General features: G+C 48.4%; 16 protein-coding genes. 6 read left to right on the top strand and 10 right to left on the bottom strand.

Going from position 1 to position 16,375, the window contains the following annotated elements; translation table 11 throughout:
• Nucleotides 1-339: 339 nt before the first annotated feature.
• On the bottom strand, nucleotides 340-1,872 hold the full coding sequence (locus tag OX890_RS01585; protein ID WP_259523831.1) for a DUF3612 domain-containing protein: 1,533 nt from the start codon (nucleotides 1,870-1,872) through the stop codon (nucleotides 340-342).
• A gap of 252 nt (nucleotides 1,873-2,124) precedes the next feature.
• Here OX890_RS01585 and OX890_RS01590 point away from each other — a divergent pair, with 252 nt between their 5' ends.
• Nucleotides 2,125-2,688 (top strand): malate synthase, encoded by a 564-nt coding sequence (locus tag OX890_RS01590; protein ID WP_268649997.1) that lies wholly within the window; start codon nucleotides 2,125-2,127, stop codon nucleotides 2,686-2,688.
• Between the two features lie 288 nt (nucleotides 2,689-2,976).
• Complete coding sequence (locus OX890_RS01595; RefSeq protein ID WP_268649998.1) at nucleotides 2,977-3,927, top strand: YeiH family protein; 951 nt, start codon at nucleotides 2,977-2,979, stop codon at nucleotides 3,925-3,927.
• A gap of 22 nt (nucleotides 3,928-3,949) precedes the next feature.
• On the opposite strand, the gene OX890_RS01600 is transcribed toward OX890_RS01595, so the two are convergent.
• Both OX890_RS01600 and OX890_RS01605 read right to left on the bottom strand, forming a co-directional pair.
• On the bottom strand, nucleotides 3,950-4,096 hold the full coding sequence (locus OX890_RS01600; RefSeq protein WP_086014207.1) for a hypothetical protein: 147 nt from the start codon (nucleotides 4,094-4,096) through the stop codon (nucleotides 3,950-3,952).
• A 113-nt stretch (nucleotides 4,097-4,209) separates the two neighbouring features.
• Nucleotides 4,210-4,755, bottom strand: coding sequence for a helix-turn-helix transcriptional regulator (locus tag OX890_RS01605; protein WP_268649999.1), 546 nt, complete (start codon nucleotides 4,753-4,755; stop codon nucleotides 4,210-4,212).
• A 145-nt stretch (nucleotides 4,756-4,900) separates the two neighbouring features.
• On the opposite strand from OX890_RS01605, the gene OX890_RS01610 reads away from it, so the two are divergent.
• Genes OX890_RS01610 through OX890_RS01625 form a run of 4 tightly spaced genes read left to right on the top strand, consistent with a single transcriptional unit; the run spans nucleotide 4,901 to nucleotide 10,506 of the window.
• Nucleotides 4,901-6,124 carry a metal transporter gene (locus tag OX890_RS01610; protein ID WP_268650000.1) on the top strand — a complete coding sequence of 408 codons (1,224 nt, stop codon included), beginning with the start codon at nucleotides 4,901-4,903 and terminating at the stop codon, nucleotides 6,122-6,124.
• Entirely contained in the window at nucleotides 6,121-7,149 is a 1,029-nt protein-coding gene (locus tag OX890_RS01615; protein ID WP_006079425.1) for a hypothetical protein, read from the top strand. Before OX890_RS01610 ends, OX890_RS01615 begins: the two co-directional genes overlap by 4 nt.
• A gap of 1 nt (nucleotide 7,150) precedes the next feature.
• Nucleotides 7,151-10,204, top strand: coding sequence for an efflux RND transporter permease subunit (locus tag OX890_RS01620; protein WP_268650001.1), 3,054 nt, complete (start codon nucleotides 7,151-7,153; stop codon nucleotides 10,202-10,204).
• The gene (locus tag OX890_RS01625) at nucleotides 10,201-10,506 is read left to right on the top strand and encodes a DUF3240 family protein (protein WP_006079422.1); all 306 of its coding nucleotides are present in this window, start codon (nucleotides 10,201-10,203) and stop codon (nucleotides 10,504-10,506) included. Before OX890_RS01620 ends, OX890_RS01625 begins: the two co-directional genes overlap by 4 nt.
• 74 nt (nucleotides 10,507-10,580) lie before the next feature.
• Here the strand turns inward: OX890_RS01625 and OX890_RS01630 are convergent, their stop codons facing one another.
• The 7 genes from OX890_RS01630 to OX890_RS01660 form a co-directional block, all read right to left on the bottom strand.
• The gene (locus OX890_RS01630; RefSeq protein ID WP_126493301.1) at nucleotides 10,581-11,216 is read right to left on the bottom strand and encodes a paraquat-inducible protein A; all 636 of its coding nucleotides are present in this window, start codon (nucleotides 11,214-11,216) and stop codon (nucleotides 10,581-10,583) included.
• A gap of 112 nt (nucleotides 11,217-11,328) precedes the next feature.
• A complete protein-coding gene (locus OX890_RS01635; protein ID WP_226060140.1) occupies nucleotides 11,329-12,519 on the bottom strand; it encodes an HD-GYP domain-containing protein in 1,191 nt (396 codons plus the stop codon).
• A 234-nt stretch (nucleotides 12,520-12,753) separates the two neighbouring features.
• Nucleotides 12,754-12,993, bottom strand: coding sequence for a hypothetical protein (locus OX890_RS01640; protein ID WP_268650002.1), 240 nt, complete (start codon nucleotides 12,991-12,993; stop codon nucleotides 12,754-12,756).
• A 38-nt stretch (nucleotides 12,994-13,031) separates the two neighbouring features.
• A complete protein-coding gene (locus OX890_RS01645; protein WP_268650004.1) occupies nucleotides 13,032-13,769 on the bottom strand; it encodes a DNA-binding protein in 738 nt (245 codons plus the stop codon).
• Between the two features lie 29 nt (nucleotides 13,770-13,798).
• Nucleotides 13,799-14,341, bottom strand: a complete 543-nt coding sequence (locus OX890_RS01650) for a core component of ECF transporter (RefSeq protein WP_268650005.1) — start codon at nucleotides 14,339-14,341, stop codon at nucleotides 13,799-13,801.
• Nucleotides 14,334-15,014, bottom strand: coding sequence for an energy-coupling factor transporter transmembrane component T (locus OX890_RS01655; protein WP_268650006.1), 681 nt, complete (start codon nucleotides 15,012-15,014; stop codon nucleotides 14,334-14,336). The genes OX890_RS01650 and OX890_RS01655 overlap by 8 nt, the downstream gene beginning before the upstream one ends.
• Nucleotides 15,004-16,374, bottom strand: coding sequence for an ATP-binding cassette domain-containing protein (locus tag OX890_RS01660; RefSeq protein WP_115335866.1), 1,371 nt, complete (start codon nucleotides 16,372-16,374; stop codon nucleotides 15,004-15,006). The genes OX890_RS01655 and OX890_RS01660 overlap by 11 nt, the downstream gene beginning before the upstream one ends.
• Between the last annotated feature and the right edge of the window lies 1 nt (nucleotide 16,375).

Below are 16,375 nucleotides of genomic sequence, written 5' to 3' on the forward strand. Positions count from 1 at the left end.
TAACACCCAAAAGACATGACAGACAAATCTCTTCGGGCCTAAATTTCATACCTGATGTCGCAAAATACAATTCCCCCTCGGAGTTGCCGCAGGGCGAATGGTAAATTCGCGTGAGTCTCGCCATGGATGGCGAGCTAGCTTTCGCAGGTGCATGGACGCATCCTTCGGAAGCGATAGCAAATTTGCCAATGAGCACAAGGGGCTTTCAACTCCGTTGGGGGCGTCATGGAGCATCCAAGGAGGATAGGACGAGCAGTCCTCCTTGGTCGGGTGTGGGGTGAAGCCCCACGACTTTCTCGGCCGTAAGGCCGCAAAACTCAACGTAAATCATATAGTGATTTACGCAACCCCATCACACTGTGACTTACCCGCTTGATAGCAACTCGGTTGACGTGGACATACTGCGCCGCGGGAGCAAATAAGGCGGGCGTCGTTTTTAATTCCGCGTTCTATCCAGTTGATATTGAGGATTTTTGCGACGCTGACCAGATCGCTTTTAATGTGTTTGGGAATAGTGACAGAACCGCCACTGGCGACACAGGCATTCTTCAAATCGTGGGCGATAGAGAGAGCATCTTTGCCTTGGGCTTCAATGGCTGGATTTAAATCTATGCCGGCACAGAGCACATGGGGATTGCCTGCCGAATCTTCGACCTTAATTGACTCGCAACAGTAAATGCGTGGTTCGTTGCCTACGTTTAAAATCGAAATCTGTGCCGAAGTGCCAACCGTTGGCTCGCTGATCATCCTAAAGACGGCCCAATGCTGGCAGGGATCTTCCACTAACCGCATATTGCCCCAAGGCAGTGGGATCCCGTTGCCGCGATAAACCGCCTTGAGCTTGCCCGGTGCGTAAGCGTCGAAATAATGCCAATGGGGATAAGGAGATACGACAGTCATGCGCCGCATGGCGACCGAGGCTGATACTTGCAGTTGCTTGTGTACTTCAATCTCGTAGCCGTGGCGGTCGAGTAATTGGCGATAAGGCACTTTAGGGCACAGCAGCGCACCGGCAAAAAAACTCGATTCAAAATCACGCCACGCATGCAAAATATCCTGCGCGTTCAATGTATTGGACTGCATACCTGCTTCTTCGTCCACTTCTTCTTTACGGCCTGAGGTCATCACACTCTTGAGGCCGTCTTTGTTGTGCAGCACACAATGACCTATGTGCACGGCTAAGTCATATTTGAGTCTATTAGGACGATTTTTAAGGATTTTATTCACATAAATCGTGCTCGGCGGCTCAAAAAATGAGGTGACTAACTGGCGTGAACTCACACCCATATCGTCGATCACTTCCTGTGGTGTGCTATCTATCCATTTGATTTTTAATCCCATGCCCTTAGCAATATCCATCATATCGTCCAGAGATAAGGGCATACGCTTGAGGCCGACTTCTTCAGCGGCACGTTCAAGATCGGGGAAATGATTTTGATGGTGTTCTTGATGGGCGCGGATCAATAAATGGGCAAACTGCCGACCTGAAATCCCCGTCTGCGACAGCATTTCTGGTATCGCGATTTGCAAAATATCATTGGAAAACAAAAAGCTGGGTTCGAGCGCCATACCGCTTATGCCACCACGTCGACCTTTATCTGGCGTAATAGCGCTTTCTTCGGGCACATCGTCGAGAAACCAGTCGGCATCTTTTTGAAAAACAGCGGCGATCACAGCCAGCATTCCGGCGCTCGGCACTCGTTTTCCACGCTCGATCATCGACAAATATGACACAGAGGGCGCACTTCCGGCGTCGACTCGAATGCAGCGTGCCGACAAATCTTCCATGGTTAAGTTATTACGTTTCCGTAGGTTACGTATTTTTGTCCCTAGGAAGTGTGATTTTCTCATCAAGCTCTGGTCATTGCGCATTTTGTAAAATTCACAGTGTAAAATTTTTATTGTGAAATTGTAGTCAAAAAAAGACTAGACTACAAATTAAGCAATCAAGAAACGACTCAAGCAAACCAGCGGAGTCAGCAATTCAAGAAATGCTTAACCATTAACCCTTAAAGCGGGCAAACACTTAAAGCGGACAAGCCAAGTTGAAAACAAACTTTGATAAGCCAAAAGTTAAATCAAAACCCTGAATTTTTTAAATTGAAAGAGTGAGAGGAACGAGCGATGAATATGTCAATTATCAAGAGCAACCAGATCCAACCGAATCTAAACAGCCTCATCGCAGAAGAAGTGCTAGCCGTGGCCCAAGTGAATGTCGCCGAGCACGAAAAGATCGCCAATGCGAAACAATTCCTCGACCGCCTCTTTCCACTCAACTCTGGTTCACACCAAGATGTGAGCAGCTATGTGGTTTACTACCAACACCTGCTGGCTTTTTTTGCCAACGGCAGCCACAGCGGTTTACGTCAGCCAAAACAGTTCGTGGCTTTTAACGGCACTAAAGATGCGCCTTGCGCCATAGTGTTGCAGGACCTAGGTTGCCACGTTGAACTCAGTTTCGACCGCAATGGCATGATAGGGGCGAGAGACGTTGCCAATCTGGAAGATATCCAAATCGAAACGTCATTAAACATGGTCGTCGGAACACAAGAGTCACGTTCAGCCGCATCGCGTCATTGGCTCAGCCTATTACATGCGGGTATGTCCAGCGCTAACGATACCCAAGATAAGTTGTTTACCGCAAAAGATGGCAGCGATTACAACTTGAAAAGTATCGTAAATTTATAATTTCACGCTCTGTAACCTCGCCATTTATAATCCAGCTAAGAAGATGAACTGAGAACAGTTCATCTTCTTCGATTTAACCTCTAGCTTTGCCAAACCTTCTAAGAGTCAATAAAACTGATGAACTAGATAAGTTTAATTGATTTTATTGAGGCTCATACACACAGCTATAATGCCCCCTTGCATCTGTCTCCATGATCAATCCCCATTGATCGCCATTTTGTATCCGTCGCTTAATGTGAAGATCTATGGTTGGAACGATAAAACCGAATCGCTCGAGCCTAAGGCGTTATGAATTCTTCATCGACATCACAGCAAGATAATAAGACTCATCGCATCGTTTTCATCTGTGCGGGCTTGTTATGCCTCGCGCCTTTTATCTCGTCGCCCATGGCGCTAGTGTTAGGTTTTACCTTAGCCAGCCTTGGCTGGGTGCCAGTGCAATGGAATATCGCCGCTCTCACCAAAAAACTCCTGTCTTATTCGATCATTGGCTTAGGATTTGGGATTAACTTAAACGCGGCGATAGAGGCGAGCACCCACAACTTCGGCTTGATAGTTGGCTCAATCTTTTTCACCCTCAGCTTAGGGTTTTTGCTCACCCGCGCCCTGAAATTTGATCATGTCACGGGCCACTTAATCGCCTCTGGTACTGCTATTTGCGGTGGCAGCGCCATTGCCGCTGTGGCTCCGGCCATCAATGCGCGTAACGATCAAACCGCCACTGCGTTAGCCTGTGTGTTTGTGCTGAACTCAGTCGCGCTGTTTTTGTTCCCCGCACTCGGTCACTTGCTCAATATGAGCCAATACGATTTTGGTGTGTGGAGTGCCATCGCCATCCACGATACTTCATCGGTTGTCGGCGCGGCTTCGGCCTATGGCGATGAAGCCTTAAAAACCGCCACGACCATTAAACTCGCCCGCGCCCTGTGGATTATCCCGATCGCACTGGTCAGCGCTATGCTGTTTGGTGGTGATAAGCGCAAACTTAACCTGCCGTATTTTATCGGTTTTTATTGTTTAGCCATTGCTGTGGCGCATTGGTTACCGCAGTTTAACGCTGTTTATGACGCCTTGTTTATGATGTCGAAACGGGCATTAGTCCTGTGTTTGTTTTTGATTGGTGCAGGAATTACAGTGCAGAAAATGCGGGCGAGTGGCCCCAAACCTTTGTTGCTTGGGGTGATGCTGTGGGCAGCGATTGGTATCACGTCTTTAGTGTATATTCTTTATTTTCAATAGCTAAGATTTGCGGAAAACCAGTCTACTCTGCCGTCGGCTTCATTCGCCAAGCCCAGCAGAGGACGCCTACAAAGGCGGAGAATTCGATAAGTGAACGCACGAGTCCTGTGGTTTGCGTCGAAGCGACCAAGGCAATCAGGCAAAACACGATAATCAGCCAGTTTTTCAATTGCATCTTCCTGCAAACTTAGGGGATGCTCATTATTGTTTAGAACTAAAAACTCAGCAAATATCGATTTTCAATAACAAATAGCTATAACAGCTAAGCCAATCCAGCGCAGATTAAGCCGCCTTAGAACTTGATGCCGCTTCACTCGCAGCAAGATCTTGATTATGTTCTTGAATAAAGTCTTCCATAAACCAAGCACAGAAAGTGTGGCGTCCATCCACAGCCGCTTTGCCATAAATGGTCGATGCCTGTTGTCTGACGGTTTTTTCTTTAGTCTGGCGAACTTCGGCAATTTCTTTAAAACTTAAGCCTTTAAGTAATAAAAATGCCACTTGCTGCTCACTCTTAGTAAAGCCCCAAGTCTCGAATTGCTGCGATACAGCTTGGCTGTATTCTTGTCTGGCAGAACGCATTTGCGTCGACATATTGTCGATTTTCTTATCCGCATGCTCCAACCGTTTAGCCAACGCTTTAACTTCGCGGGAGCGACGAATAAGGTCATAACTTAAGTACATGGCACCAATCACAGTGAGCACTAATAACATGGCTTCCTGGGCAATATGCCATTGGGGAATGCCCAATTGAATGTCGGATGAGATGTCAAAAAGCTTAAAGCATATGATCAAGGCCAACAGACCAATAATGACAAGATCCTTCATCGAAAAACTCCTAAATAAAAGCAAAATCAACCCATTAATTTATGGGACATATGTACCATAGACGGTTTTATGATACATGTCCCCCACGACTTTCGCCCACCAATCCCTACACTGACAGCACACTTTATTACCATAGAATCGTCCTATGTCTGTCAGTACGTCTTGTATCAAGTTATGTCTGTTGGCGACCTTAGTCAGCAGCAGTTTCCTGTGCCACGCCGCGAATTCCGAGCTATCTCAAGCACTCTCCACCAGCCAAGCTAGATTACATTCTCTATCTCAATCGGGCGGCCAGTTACCGCAATCACAAATAAGCTTGAGCAGCTCAGCTTGGCTCAATGGCCTGCCGAGCATTAGCCTGAGTCACTTAGGTAGCCTAGATAATGGTAACAGCTACGAGCAGGAACTCTCACTCAATTTGCCAATAAAATCCCCTGCTTTGCACAGCAGCGACAAGCAGATTAAACAACTCACCCAAAGCATTCAGGCGCAACAAGTCGCGCTGCAAGGCCTGTATTTATCGGGATTACTGCGACAAAGCCTGTGGGAACATCGTCTTGCAGCAGTGAAACTGGCCCAACTAGATCGCAAGAGCCAATTACTCAACAAGCTCCATAGTCAGCAGAAGCAACTCACAGATGCGGGCGAACTGCCGATTGCCCACATACTCTTGTTAGAACGCGAACTGGTGGATATTGCACTGGAGCGGGTCGATCTTAATCAGCAACAGGCTGAGGCGCTTGCCCTCTATCAACAGCTGACAGGACAAGAGCAAATACCGCAGGACATCGCCGAAACGGCACGGCCGCTTTCAGCCAGCAGCCAACCCAATGACATTCTCGCGCAGCATCCATTATGGCAATTATTGAGCCTACAGAAGCAGCAACAGCTACTGATCATCCAGAGCCAGCAAGCGGGGGATAAAGACCCTTGGACAGTCTCACTCACGGCTAAAAATACCGCCGATAACCAAGTTGATGATCAACAGCTTGGCATCGCCATTTCTGTGCCACTGACTTTAGGTTCGGCCCTATCGCAAACCGAATTATCCCAATGGCAACAAGCCAATACCGAGCACACGCTCAACCTCGACCGTACTTATATCGAGCTAAAAACTCAGCTTAAAAAGCTAGAGCAACAGCAACAAAACTTACTCGACCAACAGACATTGCTAACCCAAGCCTTACACCTTAGCCGCACCATTACTGAAGAGCTGGCCAAGGTCAAAGACCAAAATCAAGTTAGCTACGAAGTCTGGCTGCGCCGCTATATGGATGCACTCGATACCGAATCCCGCTTGGCACTGAACCAAGTCGCCCAGCAACAACTGCACTCCCAACAACTGCAAGCCTTAGGAATTTCATTATGATGGCCAAGTACGGCGCATGCCTTTTCTGTTTATCCGCCAGTGTAGCCACGTTAGCGCAGGCTGAATCCCTAACAATTAGTTCCCTCGGTAATTTAGACCTGAGTTATGTGCAACCACAGAAAGTCGCCAGCTATGAGGGCAGCCCATTGCCCGCGCAGGTTGAAATCCTCCCCGGTAATGATTACTGGATCAGCACGCCGGAGAATATCCAACAGATCAGCTTCCTCGTCGGCCAAGGCCAGCTCGTCACTAAAGGCCAGGCGATAGTCAAACTGACAGGGCCAGAAGTGTTCCACTACCTTGCCCAAGTCGAAGCCGCTGGCAGCTTATATCAACTGGCAAAAAGCCGTTATGAGCGTAATAAACCCTTATTAAACAATGGCAGTATCAGCGCCGAAAAATGGCGCGAGATCAGCCAAGACTACTTCAGCACTCACCTCGAATACGAGCACATGCAGCATTTTATGGAGATAGTCAAAAGCACAGATGCCACCACAGACTCCCTAGTGGTAGGCACGCCAGTGGCGGGAATCGTTAAACTCAACCAAGTGAATGGACCTTATATGGCGGGTTCACAGCTATTTTCACTGGTGCCTAGCGACAGTATTCGCGTCAAAGTCAGCGTGCCTATGAGCCAGTCACATTCGCTCTCGGCGGTGAACATCAATCAGTGCCATATCGCCATTGAGTCCATGTCGGCCATCGCCGAAGGTGCCTTCGTGACCGCTTGGTCATCACCCGTGCCGCAGGAGTGTAACTTACTGTTAGGACAACAGATCACTGTGATACCCGAGTATCAAAAGGCGGTGTATTTATTGCCTAAAAATAGTGTTTTTAGTTGGGAGCAAGATAGCCAAGTCTTCACTAAAACCGCCGACACGCTCACCTCAATTACGATCGATATTCTCGGTTCAACCCCTGAGCAATATATCGTTGAAAGCGATCAAGATCTGAGCCAAATCCAAGTGTTATCCCAGTCGGTTGCCGCAGTTAAAGGCATAATGCTTGGCCTAGGAGGCGAATAAGATGTTGACCTCAGTCATCCGCTTTTCGCTTACGCAGCGCCTATTTGTGCTGATTGTGGCGCTGATTATTATGTTAGCGGGAGCGCGAGCCTGGTTTTCCATTCCCTTGGATGCCTTTCCCGATATTTCGCCCACCCAAGTGAAGATCATCCTCAAGGCGCCCGGTATGACGCCGGAGGAAATCGAAGCGCAAATTACCGTGCCGATTGAAACCGAACTGTTAGGCATTCCCCATCAATCGATTCTGCGCTCGACAACTAAATACGCCATCAGCGATATCACCCTCGATTTCGACGAAGGCACTGATATCTATTGGGCGCGCCAACAGGTGAGCGAGCGCATCGCCGCCGTGTGGGACAGTTTTCCTGAAGGTGTAACGGGCGGCGTAGCGCCAATGAGTACGCCGCTCAGCGAAATCTTTATGTTTTCACTCGAAAATCCCAATCTATCGCTGATGGAAAGACGGCAGTTGCTCGAATGGGAAATCCGCCCACTGTTACGCACCGTTGCGGGTGTCGCCGATGTGAATATCCTAGGTGGTTATGCTAAAAGCTTTAGTGTGACCCCTAAACCTGCGGCCATGGCGGCTGCGGGCGTGAGCTTTGCGGCACTGCAACAGGCGATAGTGGAGAATAATCACAACGAAGGTGCAGGTAAGCTCACCATTGGCACAGATACCATCATAGTGCGCGCCGAAGGTCGCATCGATGATATCGACGAACTCAAACAATTAGTGATCAAGGCCGATGATGCCCGAGTGTATCGACTGCAGGATTTGGCCGATATTCAAATTGGCCACTTAGCCCGCTATGGCGCAGTCACGAAAGACGGTAACGAAACCGCCGAAGCCTTAATCATCGCCCTGAAAGACGCCAATACCGCACAAGTGGTCAAAAACATTAAGGAAAAGCTCGATCAAATCAGCCTAACCTTGCCAGAAGGCAGCCAGATAAACACCTTTTACGACCGCGCAAATCTGATCAATACCGCGATTGATACCATCTCCAATGCCTTATTCGAAGCCGTAGTGCTAGTGATCATCTTGCTGGCGTTGTTTTTAGGTAACGTGCGCGCCGCATTGGTCGTGTCACTCTCGCTGCCTCTTGCCGCGCTGATGACGTTTTTGATGATGGATTACTTCAATCTTTCTGCGAACTTAATGAGCCTAGGCGGGCTGGTTATCGCCATCGGCATGTTAGTGGATTCATCTGTGGTCGTGGTCGAAAACATGGTGAATCTCATCGCTACTAAGCAGAGATTACCGCGGCTGCATTTGATTTTTCGCGCGACCAAGGACGTTGCCATTCCCGTGGTGTCGGGCACAGTGATCGTCATGATAGTGTTCTCGCCCTTGCTGACTTTGAGCGGGCTCGAAGGCAAACTCTTTACCCCTGTTGCGGTCACTATCGTGTTTGCCATGCTATCGGCGCTGGTGTTGTCGTTAACTGTCATTCCGGTTATCGCCTCTTACCTCGTCAACGAAAAAGCCGCCAAGGAACCTAAGGCGATTGAAAAGCTTAAACAGCTTTATCTGGCCAGCCTCAAGGGCACGTTTAGCCATCAAAAACGCTTTATAGTGATCGCCTTTAGCTTGCTTATCGTCAGCTTAGGCTTGTTCGGGTTAGTGGGAAAAACCTTTATGCCGACCTTAGATGAGGGCGACATTATTCTGCAGTTGGAGAAGTCCCCATCGATTTCACTCGAAGCTTCGATTGCCATCGACAAGCAAATTCAGCAAACCTTGCTGGCTAAAGTTCCTGAAATCAAACAGATGGTGGCGCGTACTGGCGCGGATGAAATCGGCTTAGATCCCATGGGGCTCAATGAAACCGATGTATTCTTAGAACTTTTGCCCCGCAGTGAATGGCGCTTTGCCAATAAAGAAGCGCTTATCGATGCGATCCGCATTGTGTTATTGGACTATCCCGGCGTTAATTTTAACTTCACTCAACCGATACAAATGCGTGTGTCCGAAATGCTCACCGGCAGCATTGGCGACGTGGCGATTAAGGTCTTTGGTAATGATATCGACACCTTAGGCCAGCTCACGAGCCAAATCCAACAACTCGTTAATGCCACCAGCGGCAGCATCGATGTGAAAATGGCGATGATCGAAGGCAGTCCTTTTATCAACCTCACCTTAGATAACGAGCTCGCCCGAGGCTTTGGCATGAGCACCATGGAGTTTGCCCGCTACCTGAAAAGCCAGCTCGAAGGCGTAATCGTGACCGAAGTGCTACAAGGTAAAAAGCGCACACCCGTGCTGACTGCTAACAATCAGAGCCACTTAAGTAGCATTAATGAGCTTAAAAATCAGTTACTGGTGATGCCAGATCACTCCTTAAAACGCCTGAGTGATGTCGCCACCTTAAGCTATAAGCAAGGCCCCATCCTTATCGAGCGTGAACAAGGGAATCGCTTTTCAGTGATAACCACCAACGTGCAAGGTCGCGATATCGTGAGTTTTGTAGAAGAGCTCAACGCTAAAATTGCGCAGGAAATCAAACTTCCGAGTGGTTATAGCGTGAGTTTTGGTGGCGAGTTTGAAAACCAACAGCGGGCCACCAGCAATTTACTACTAGTGATCCCCATTGCTATCGCACTGATCACCCTGATTTTATTTACGACATTTGGCTCGCTTGCCAAAGCGGGCTTAATCCTCGCCAACGTTCCCTTCGCTATGATGGGCGGCATAGTTAGCCTGTATTTGTCAGGGGAATATTTATCAGTGCCCGCCTCGGTTGGCTTTATCGCCCTACTCGGCGTCGCTGTACTCAATGGCGTGGTGATGGTCAGCTATTACGAACAAACCAAGCACATGTTCAGCAACCTGCACGAACGGGTAGAACAAGGTGCGGCGCGGCGTTTACGCCCCATTTTGATGACGGCGACTACGGCGATGTTTGGTCTTATGCCACTGGTGTTTGCCTCGGGCCCTGGGGCTGAAATTCAAAAACCTTTAGCGATTGTGGTGATTGGCGGTCTGCTCACTTCAACCATCACCACACTGTATTTACTGCCAATTCTGTATTTTTGGCTGGAGAAACGTAAATGAGCACAGAACAACTGTTAGTACTGATCGCCCAAAATGATATTAAGGACGATATAGTCGATACCTTGATAGAGCTGGAGTTTCTATCGGGCTTTAGCCTAGGGAATATTTGTGGTTTTAGCCGTGAACACAGCCATTTTAATATCAAGGAACAAGTGGAAGGTTATCGGGAGTTTTGTAAATTCGAAATCATGCACCCCGCTGCGCAACAAGCGGCGCTGCTCGCTGCACTGGCTTTGGTCTGCAAACATAATCCCTGCCGCTATTGGATTATGCCCATTTATCAAAATGGCACTTTGTCCTAACTCACTGCACCATTAACCGCGTTAAATCTCGGCATCCGGCCTTATCGCTAAGGTCGGCATGCCTTATAAACTCGCTACAAAATTGGCGTAGGACGACGTACTAAAAAACCACTAAAAATCGATAAAATGCAGTAAGCGGTAAAAAAGTAAAAACCGTTTTCAAATTGCGCCTGTGTTTTTAGCATTTCCCCCATACCACCTGAGGCGTTCCCCGCCATAAAGGTGATGATCAGCGCCACCACAAACACATCGGCCATCGACCACTTAGCGAGTGCATTGACGACGGCATTAATCCTCAGTTTCAGGCCAATCGAGCTAACACATTGCTGTGCCAGCATTAAACTCAACTTTAATGCTGGCACTACTACACTGAATAACATCACTAATCCCGCGACGAGCCCGTTCCCAGAGTGATAAAGTTCGGTTACCGTTCCCCAAATACTGCGGGTTTTCTGTAGCACTTCAACTTCGCCCTTAAGGCTATTGAGCCCCAGCAAACCACTGACCATACTCAGCATGCCGCGAGCGCTGTCGCGCCCCGAGTCTTCATCGAAACGTTGAGCAACTTGCTCTATGCCCTGCTCGGTCAGCTTGGCCTTATCGATAGTGCCGCTGATACTCAAAATAGGTTGAGTCACCCCAGGGATTAATAAAGCCAAAGATAAGAGAATGATAAAAATAGGAAATAATGATTTCATAGCACTGTTCATCGCATTGCCAGACTGGAGAAGACATTCAGTTTACGGTTTTTAGCGCAGGCTCTGCAATCGTTCGCACCAGCCATCGACTTAGATGACCGGCATTAGAGACAAGATTTGAGGATTAATAGAAAGGCGTTGGATCGATATCCAATGAACTCGGTGACACGCCGCGCTCGATATACAGCTCAGATTTTAATAAATCCACCATAGCGACATCTGTGTAACGTTTTACTTTTAAAGAATAAAAGCACTTTACGATTGGATGCAGTGCATCTCTGTCCTTCGAAGCCCAGACAATACCAATTCGGCCGTCCGATAATTCAACTAAGGAGCCCACAGGATAAATACCGATACAACGAATAAACTCGTAGACCAATTGTTGATCTAAGTGAAATGGCGTCAGACTGAGTAAAATTTTAAAAGCTGCGGCTGGGCTCATGGCCTCTTTGTAACAGCGCGTCGCGGTTAACGCATCGAAGATATCGACGATACAGCTCATACGACCGTGACGAGGGATTTCATCGTCTTTCAAGCCCCTTGGATAACCACGACCATCTAACTTTTCGTGGTGCATCAAGCAGATATCTTTACTGATCTGCGACAGACCAGTAGTTTCGTTCATAATTTCAAGCGCATACACTTGATGCAGCTTCATATGTTCGAACTCTTCTGGTGTCAGTTTACCCGGCTTGTGCAGCACTTTATTATCGACTTTAATCTTGCCAATATCGTGCAAAATCCCACCGACCGCCATTTGCCGCAGCATATCGCGATCCAGCTGTAGATATTTACCAAAGGTTACCAGCAGAAAGGCGACATTCACTGAATGTTCGAGTAGGTAGGCATCTTTTGAACGGAGTGCAGACATACATTTAAGCGCATCAGCATCCAACATCACTGACTCTATCATGGTATCGGCTAACGCTTCGAAGGGGGCAACTTCGATGGCTTTACCTTCGAAGGTTTCGGATAACACTTTACGAATAAGATCTTTCGCTTCGGTCAGCATGACCTTAGCTTGAGCTTGTTGCTTATCACGACTCACTGGCGCTTTTCGATTGTCGGTTTGACTATCGTTGGTAGCTTTTTTCTTTAAACCGCAATGTTCTGCCGAACGCTCGGCGTCTACCCAAACAAATTTAATACCGCTTTTGGCCAGTTTTAAAATCGCATCCTTGTGCTTAATTTGTCCAGCATTTGCAATAGCAAGTTGACCTTTATCATTTTTGTCTATGGCACTGACAAACATACCTAATGTCAATTGCGACACAGGTAATTTGATAAGCTCAACTGATTCTGCCGACTCACTCATATCTACAACCCCAAGGATGATGTGCTCGAATAAAATATCAACTTAACCATACGACATAAAAGCGACCTACGCTCAAATGTTCTGTTGTTATTCTTGATTATTATAGAACAGGCGTGAGGGGCATTCTAAGCCGCGCATTAGAAAATCACCATAGACTTTCTTGGTAAACAAAATACCCTAAACAGAATGCCATGGAATAAGGGCCTAAGGCTCAAGCAAGACTCTTTCACACTCTCACTTTTTCAATAAATGCCTAAGGGCTAGGCATTCAAAACCGGCGACCATCCAGCGGCGATATTGGCAGTTGTAACAGGAGCGGAGCTCATCGTCGATCTGCTCGTCTTCATCATCTGGGATAAAACGAGTGCACAGTTTGGCAACTTGCCTCGCCTGTGGATATTGAGCTAATCCCGCCTTAAAAATCCAGCGGTCATCCTTTAATTCAAATGCGTGTTCGACTAAGTTGAGATCCATTTAGCACTCTCTTTTTAAACTCTTTTACTAAACTTGCTCTAGTAGGCTTGCAGGGCTTGCTTGCCAGCATTGCGCCATTGTTCTGTCTCTTGATGAACGAGCAAGACAAACTGGTGATCAAGGTATACGGCTTTCACTTTGCCCTTCAGCTGCACTCGCTCATCAAGCGCAAGTCGATACTTGTACGTACTCATCACAGCATCAAGTCCGGTTTGTTCGAGGATATCGGCAACGCTGAGTTCGAGTGAAGCATCCTCAAATTGGCCAAGTTTAATCTGGCCTTTTACCCGGCCGTCGCTGCCCATTAAACGTAGTCCTAATCCCGCTAACGCACCAATAACACCTTGGCCTGTGCCGCCATGTTCGGTCAGCTGAATATTAAGTTGTTCAGCCAAATCATAGGCCGCCGCTTTCGTGATCACTTCAACCTTGGCTCTGCGACCAAAATCCATTAAAGCCGCGGCATCATAGTGAGAGTCAACATCGAGTATGGCGATGCCAGGGTCTGCCGCAGGAGCCGATTCCGCGACCAAATGCGCAACGGCATGTTGATGGATCTCGACCTGCGTCAGTGGCGAGCGCAGCGCAAAACACATAGCACTGTTATGTGAGGTATAAGGAATATCGGGGTGCACAAACAATTGATGCCGCGTCACAAAGGAAGCATGGCCGCCCGACATATTGGCGAGCAGATGGGCGATTTCCTCGGCAATTTCGCCCGTGCCCTTAGTGCCTATATCATCGGTATCGTCGATACAAATCAGCCAATTTTTCATCTGCATTTCCTAAAGCTTTAAAAAGGTTTTTAAAATTTGTCACGGTGTAACAGGTCATGGGCTTTTAATCGCGTCAGCACAGGCGGTACAAGCAAGGCGCCCAGAGTGGCAAAGAAGCCGCCTTTTAATACACTCAAACCCCATTGAATCATCACGACATCCAGCGCCATGCCCGCGAGCACATTGGTGAGTGCCACTTTGCCCGCCCAAGCGATACAGCCTGCAATGCCTAAGATCACGCAGCGCCAATGCAAGTTCATACTGAGCGGCAAGAGTAAGGCGACGAGATCCATTGCTATGGCAGGCAAGGCAAACTTCAGTAAAATCATAGGCCCACCTTTACCTACGCCTAAAGCCATAGCCACTATGCCCGCGATAACACCGCATGCCGTCATGCTGCCGAAACGACCTAACACGCCGTAACAGATCAGATAAAAGAAGCTCATCAGGAACATGCTGTGTCCAGACAAGCCCAACTTAAGCCTTAACATGCCCGTTAATGCCACCAGCAAGGTTGCGCAAAAGCCGACAAATAAGGAGTCTTGTAGACTCAGCGGGATTTTTTTAGTCATTTTTGTCTCTCGGTGAATGCCAATGTGTTGGCCGTTGCGCTAAACCAAAGTGACGGCTATGCGCTGCAACGGCCATCTGGCGAGATAATTTAAGCAATTGGATTAAGACGGGAAACAACACGCAATACACCAACTCGGACCAATTTTTAGGGTTACGCAGCGCCTTAGGTGTAATGCGAGCCCCGCGCAGACACTGGATCTGATATATCTCGCGGATCTCATCTGCCATATAGGGCAATAAACTTAAGGACGCCGCGACCACAAAGGCCCACTTGGTCGGTAAAAACGCACTTAACACTTCACCAATTCGCTCGGGAGCTGCCGTAAGACACAGCCACCACCCGGGAATGGTCGCCAAAATAATACGCGCAACCACCACGGCGCCTTGGGCTAAATGTTCAACGCCATAGAGGATTAAATACAGACTCAAAGTGATGCTCAATTGCACTAAACCTAGCTTTAGCACGCCCCAAATACTGCCGCGCCGCAGCAAACCGTGGATAACAAGCAGTCCATTAAGCCCTGCTAATGGCAAGAGTAAAGCAGCGGGCAATACAAAAGCACAGGCTGAGAGCACGCACACCAATAGCAGCGACAACGCACAAAGTGCCGTTTCCCGCCGCTCATAACTCCAATGCCGCAGCGCGCGTAGGCGCCGACAACTAGCCCACATAACGCTCTCCTGTTTCAATCAATTCCTCCACCAATAGACCATTACGCAAACTCAATTGCCGTGATACAGCGCTGTGTTCAATGCTTCTGTGGCTGCTGAGCAAAATAGCGCAACCTTGCGAGCTTAACCGCTTCAGCAAGTACCACACTTTGCCGTAATAATGCTTATCCATCCCCGCCAATGGATCGTCCAAAAGCAATACTTTAGGGCGTAAACAAGCGAGTGACGCTAAGGCAATCAAGTGCTGTTGGCCGTAGGATAATTTGTGGGGCGACAGCTGAGCTAAGCTAAATAAATCCAATTCATCCAACATCTGCGCCGCGCGTTCTTTGGGGAGTTCAAAACGCCTAAGGCTAAACTGCATTTCGGCCAGCACGCTGGTCTCGAATAATTGTCGACTCGGCCTTTGCATCAGCAGACCCAGCTCAGCGCCATAAATCCCTAGCTTAGGTCTTCGCCCGAGCACTTTAAGCGGAAGACGCTGCCTTGAACTGAGTACGCCAGCTATGGTTTTCAACAAACTAGTTTTACCTGAGCCGTTATCTCCCACTAAGGTCACTATCTCACCCGCCTGCAGTTGAAATCCCTGCGGACACGCAAATAATGTAGGACAAGCATCGAACCCAAAATCAAAGGCTTCGGCGCTGACCAAGACTTTGCCTAAATGCTCAAACTTAGGCTGATTTCGCCACGCAGGCGCCTCAATTTGCGGCGCATCGTTCACGGTATAGATGCCTTCGGATAGCTTGCCCGCCTCTAACTGCCAGTAATGCTGAATAATCTCAGCGAAGGCCGAGGCGTTATGCTCAACCAACACCAGCGCCATGCCATCTTGGATAAGATTGTGAAGCACGACCAGCAGCTCACTTACACCGTGATCATCGAGTTGTGCCCAAGGCTCATCGAGCAGCAGTAAATGCGGCTCGCACACCAGTTGGGCGGCAATCATTAAACGATATTTTTGACCGAGGGAAAGCGTGCTGACTTGGGTATCGAGGCGCAGATACAAACCCACACGCCGTAGCGCCAATTGCACTTTAGGTAGCATTTTCTCGGCGGGAATACCGAGATTTTCTAAGGCGAAAGCCACTTCGGCGCCAACGGTTTGCCGAAGTAGCTGAGTTTGCGGGTCTTGCATCACCAGACCCGTAACCAGTTGTGGGTAACGCCAGATGTCGCCTTCATGCGGGCGATTTAATACGCCCGCCAGTAGGTTTAGCAGACTCGATTTCCCAGAGCCCGTAGGACCGCTCACGCAATGGCATTGGCCGGTGCCAATCGCCAAGTTAACCTCCTGCAATACAGTCGGTAACTGGCTACCATAGTTGAAGCTAACGCCTTCGAGCGCTAGGAGTTTCATC

Source organism: Shewanella sp. DAU305 (assembly GCF_026802235.1).
Taxonomy (GTDB): Bacteria; Pseudomonadota; Gammaproteobacteria; order Enterobacterales; family Shewanellaceae; genus Shewanella; species Shewanella baltica.

What these genes read in the sequence shown, in the direction of transcription:
- OX890_RS01650 (WP_268650005.1), bottom strand. Translation starts at nt 14,341, where the DNA reads ATGACTAAAAAAATCCCGCTGAGTCTACAAGACTCCTTATTTGTCGGC.
- OX890_RS01645 (WP_268650004.1), bottom strand. Translation starts at nt 13,769, where the DNA reads ATGAAAAATTGGCTGATTTGTATCGACGATACCGATGATATAGGCACT.
- OX890_RS01660 (WP_115335866.1), bottom strand. Translation starts at nt 16,374, where the DNA reads ATGAAACTCCTAGCGCTCGAAGGCGTTAGCTTCAACTATGGTAGCCAG.
- OX890_RS01595 (WP_268649998.1), top strand. Translation starts at nt 2,977, where the DNA reads ATGAATTCTTCATCGACATCACAGCAAGATAATAAGACTCATCGCATC.
- OX890_RS01640 (WP_268650002.1), bottom strand. Translation starts at nt 12,993, where the DNA reads ATGGATCTCAACTTAGTCGAACACGCATTTGAATTAAAGGATGACCGC.
- OX890_RS01635 (WP_226060140.1), bottom strand. Translation starts at nt 12,519, where the DNA reads ATGAGTGAGTCGGCAGAATCAGTTGAGCTTATCAAATTACCTGTGTCG.
- OX890_RS01615 (WP_006079425.1), top strand. Translation starts at nt 6,121, where the DNA reads ATGATGGCCAAGTACGGCGCATGCCTTTTCTGTTTATCCGCCAGTGTA.
- OX890_RS01590 (WP_268649997.1), top strand. Translation starts at nt 2,125, where the DNA reads ATGAATATGTCAATTATCAAGAGCAACCAGATCCAACCGAATCTAAAC.
- OX890_RS01585 (WP_259523831.1), bottom strand. Translation starts at nt 1,872, where the DNA reads ATGCGCAATGACCAGAGCTTGATGAGAAAATCACACTTCCTAGGGACA.
- OX890_RS01620 (WP_268650001.1), top strand. Translation starts at nt 7,151, where the DNA reads ATGTTGACCTCAGTCATCCGCTTTTCGCTTACGCAGCGCCTATTTGTG.
- OX890_RS01655 (WP_268650006.1), bottom strand. Translation starts at nt 15,014, where the DNA reads ATGTGGGCTAGTTGTCGGCGCCTACGCGCGCTGCGGCATTGGAGTTAT.
- OX890_RS01610 (WP_268650000.1), top strand. Translation starts at nt 4,901, where the DNA reads ATGTCTGTCAGTACGTCTTGTATCAAGTTATGTCTGTTGGCGACCTTA.
- OX890_RS01630 (WP_126493301.1), bottom strand. Translation starts at nt 11,216, where the DNA reads ATGAACAGTGCTATGAAATCATTATTTCCTATTTTTATCATTCTCTTA.
- OX890_RS01625 (WP_006079422.1), top strand. Translation starts at nt 10,201, where the DNA reads ATGAGCACAGAACAACTGTTAGTACTGATCGCCCAAAATGATATTAAG.
- OX890_RS01605 (WP_268649999.1), bottom strand. Translation starts at nt 4,755, where the DNA reads ATGAAGGATCTTGTCATTATTGGTCTGTTGGCCTTGATCATATGCTTT.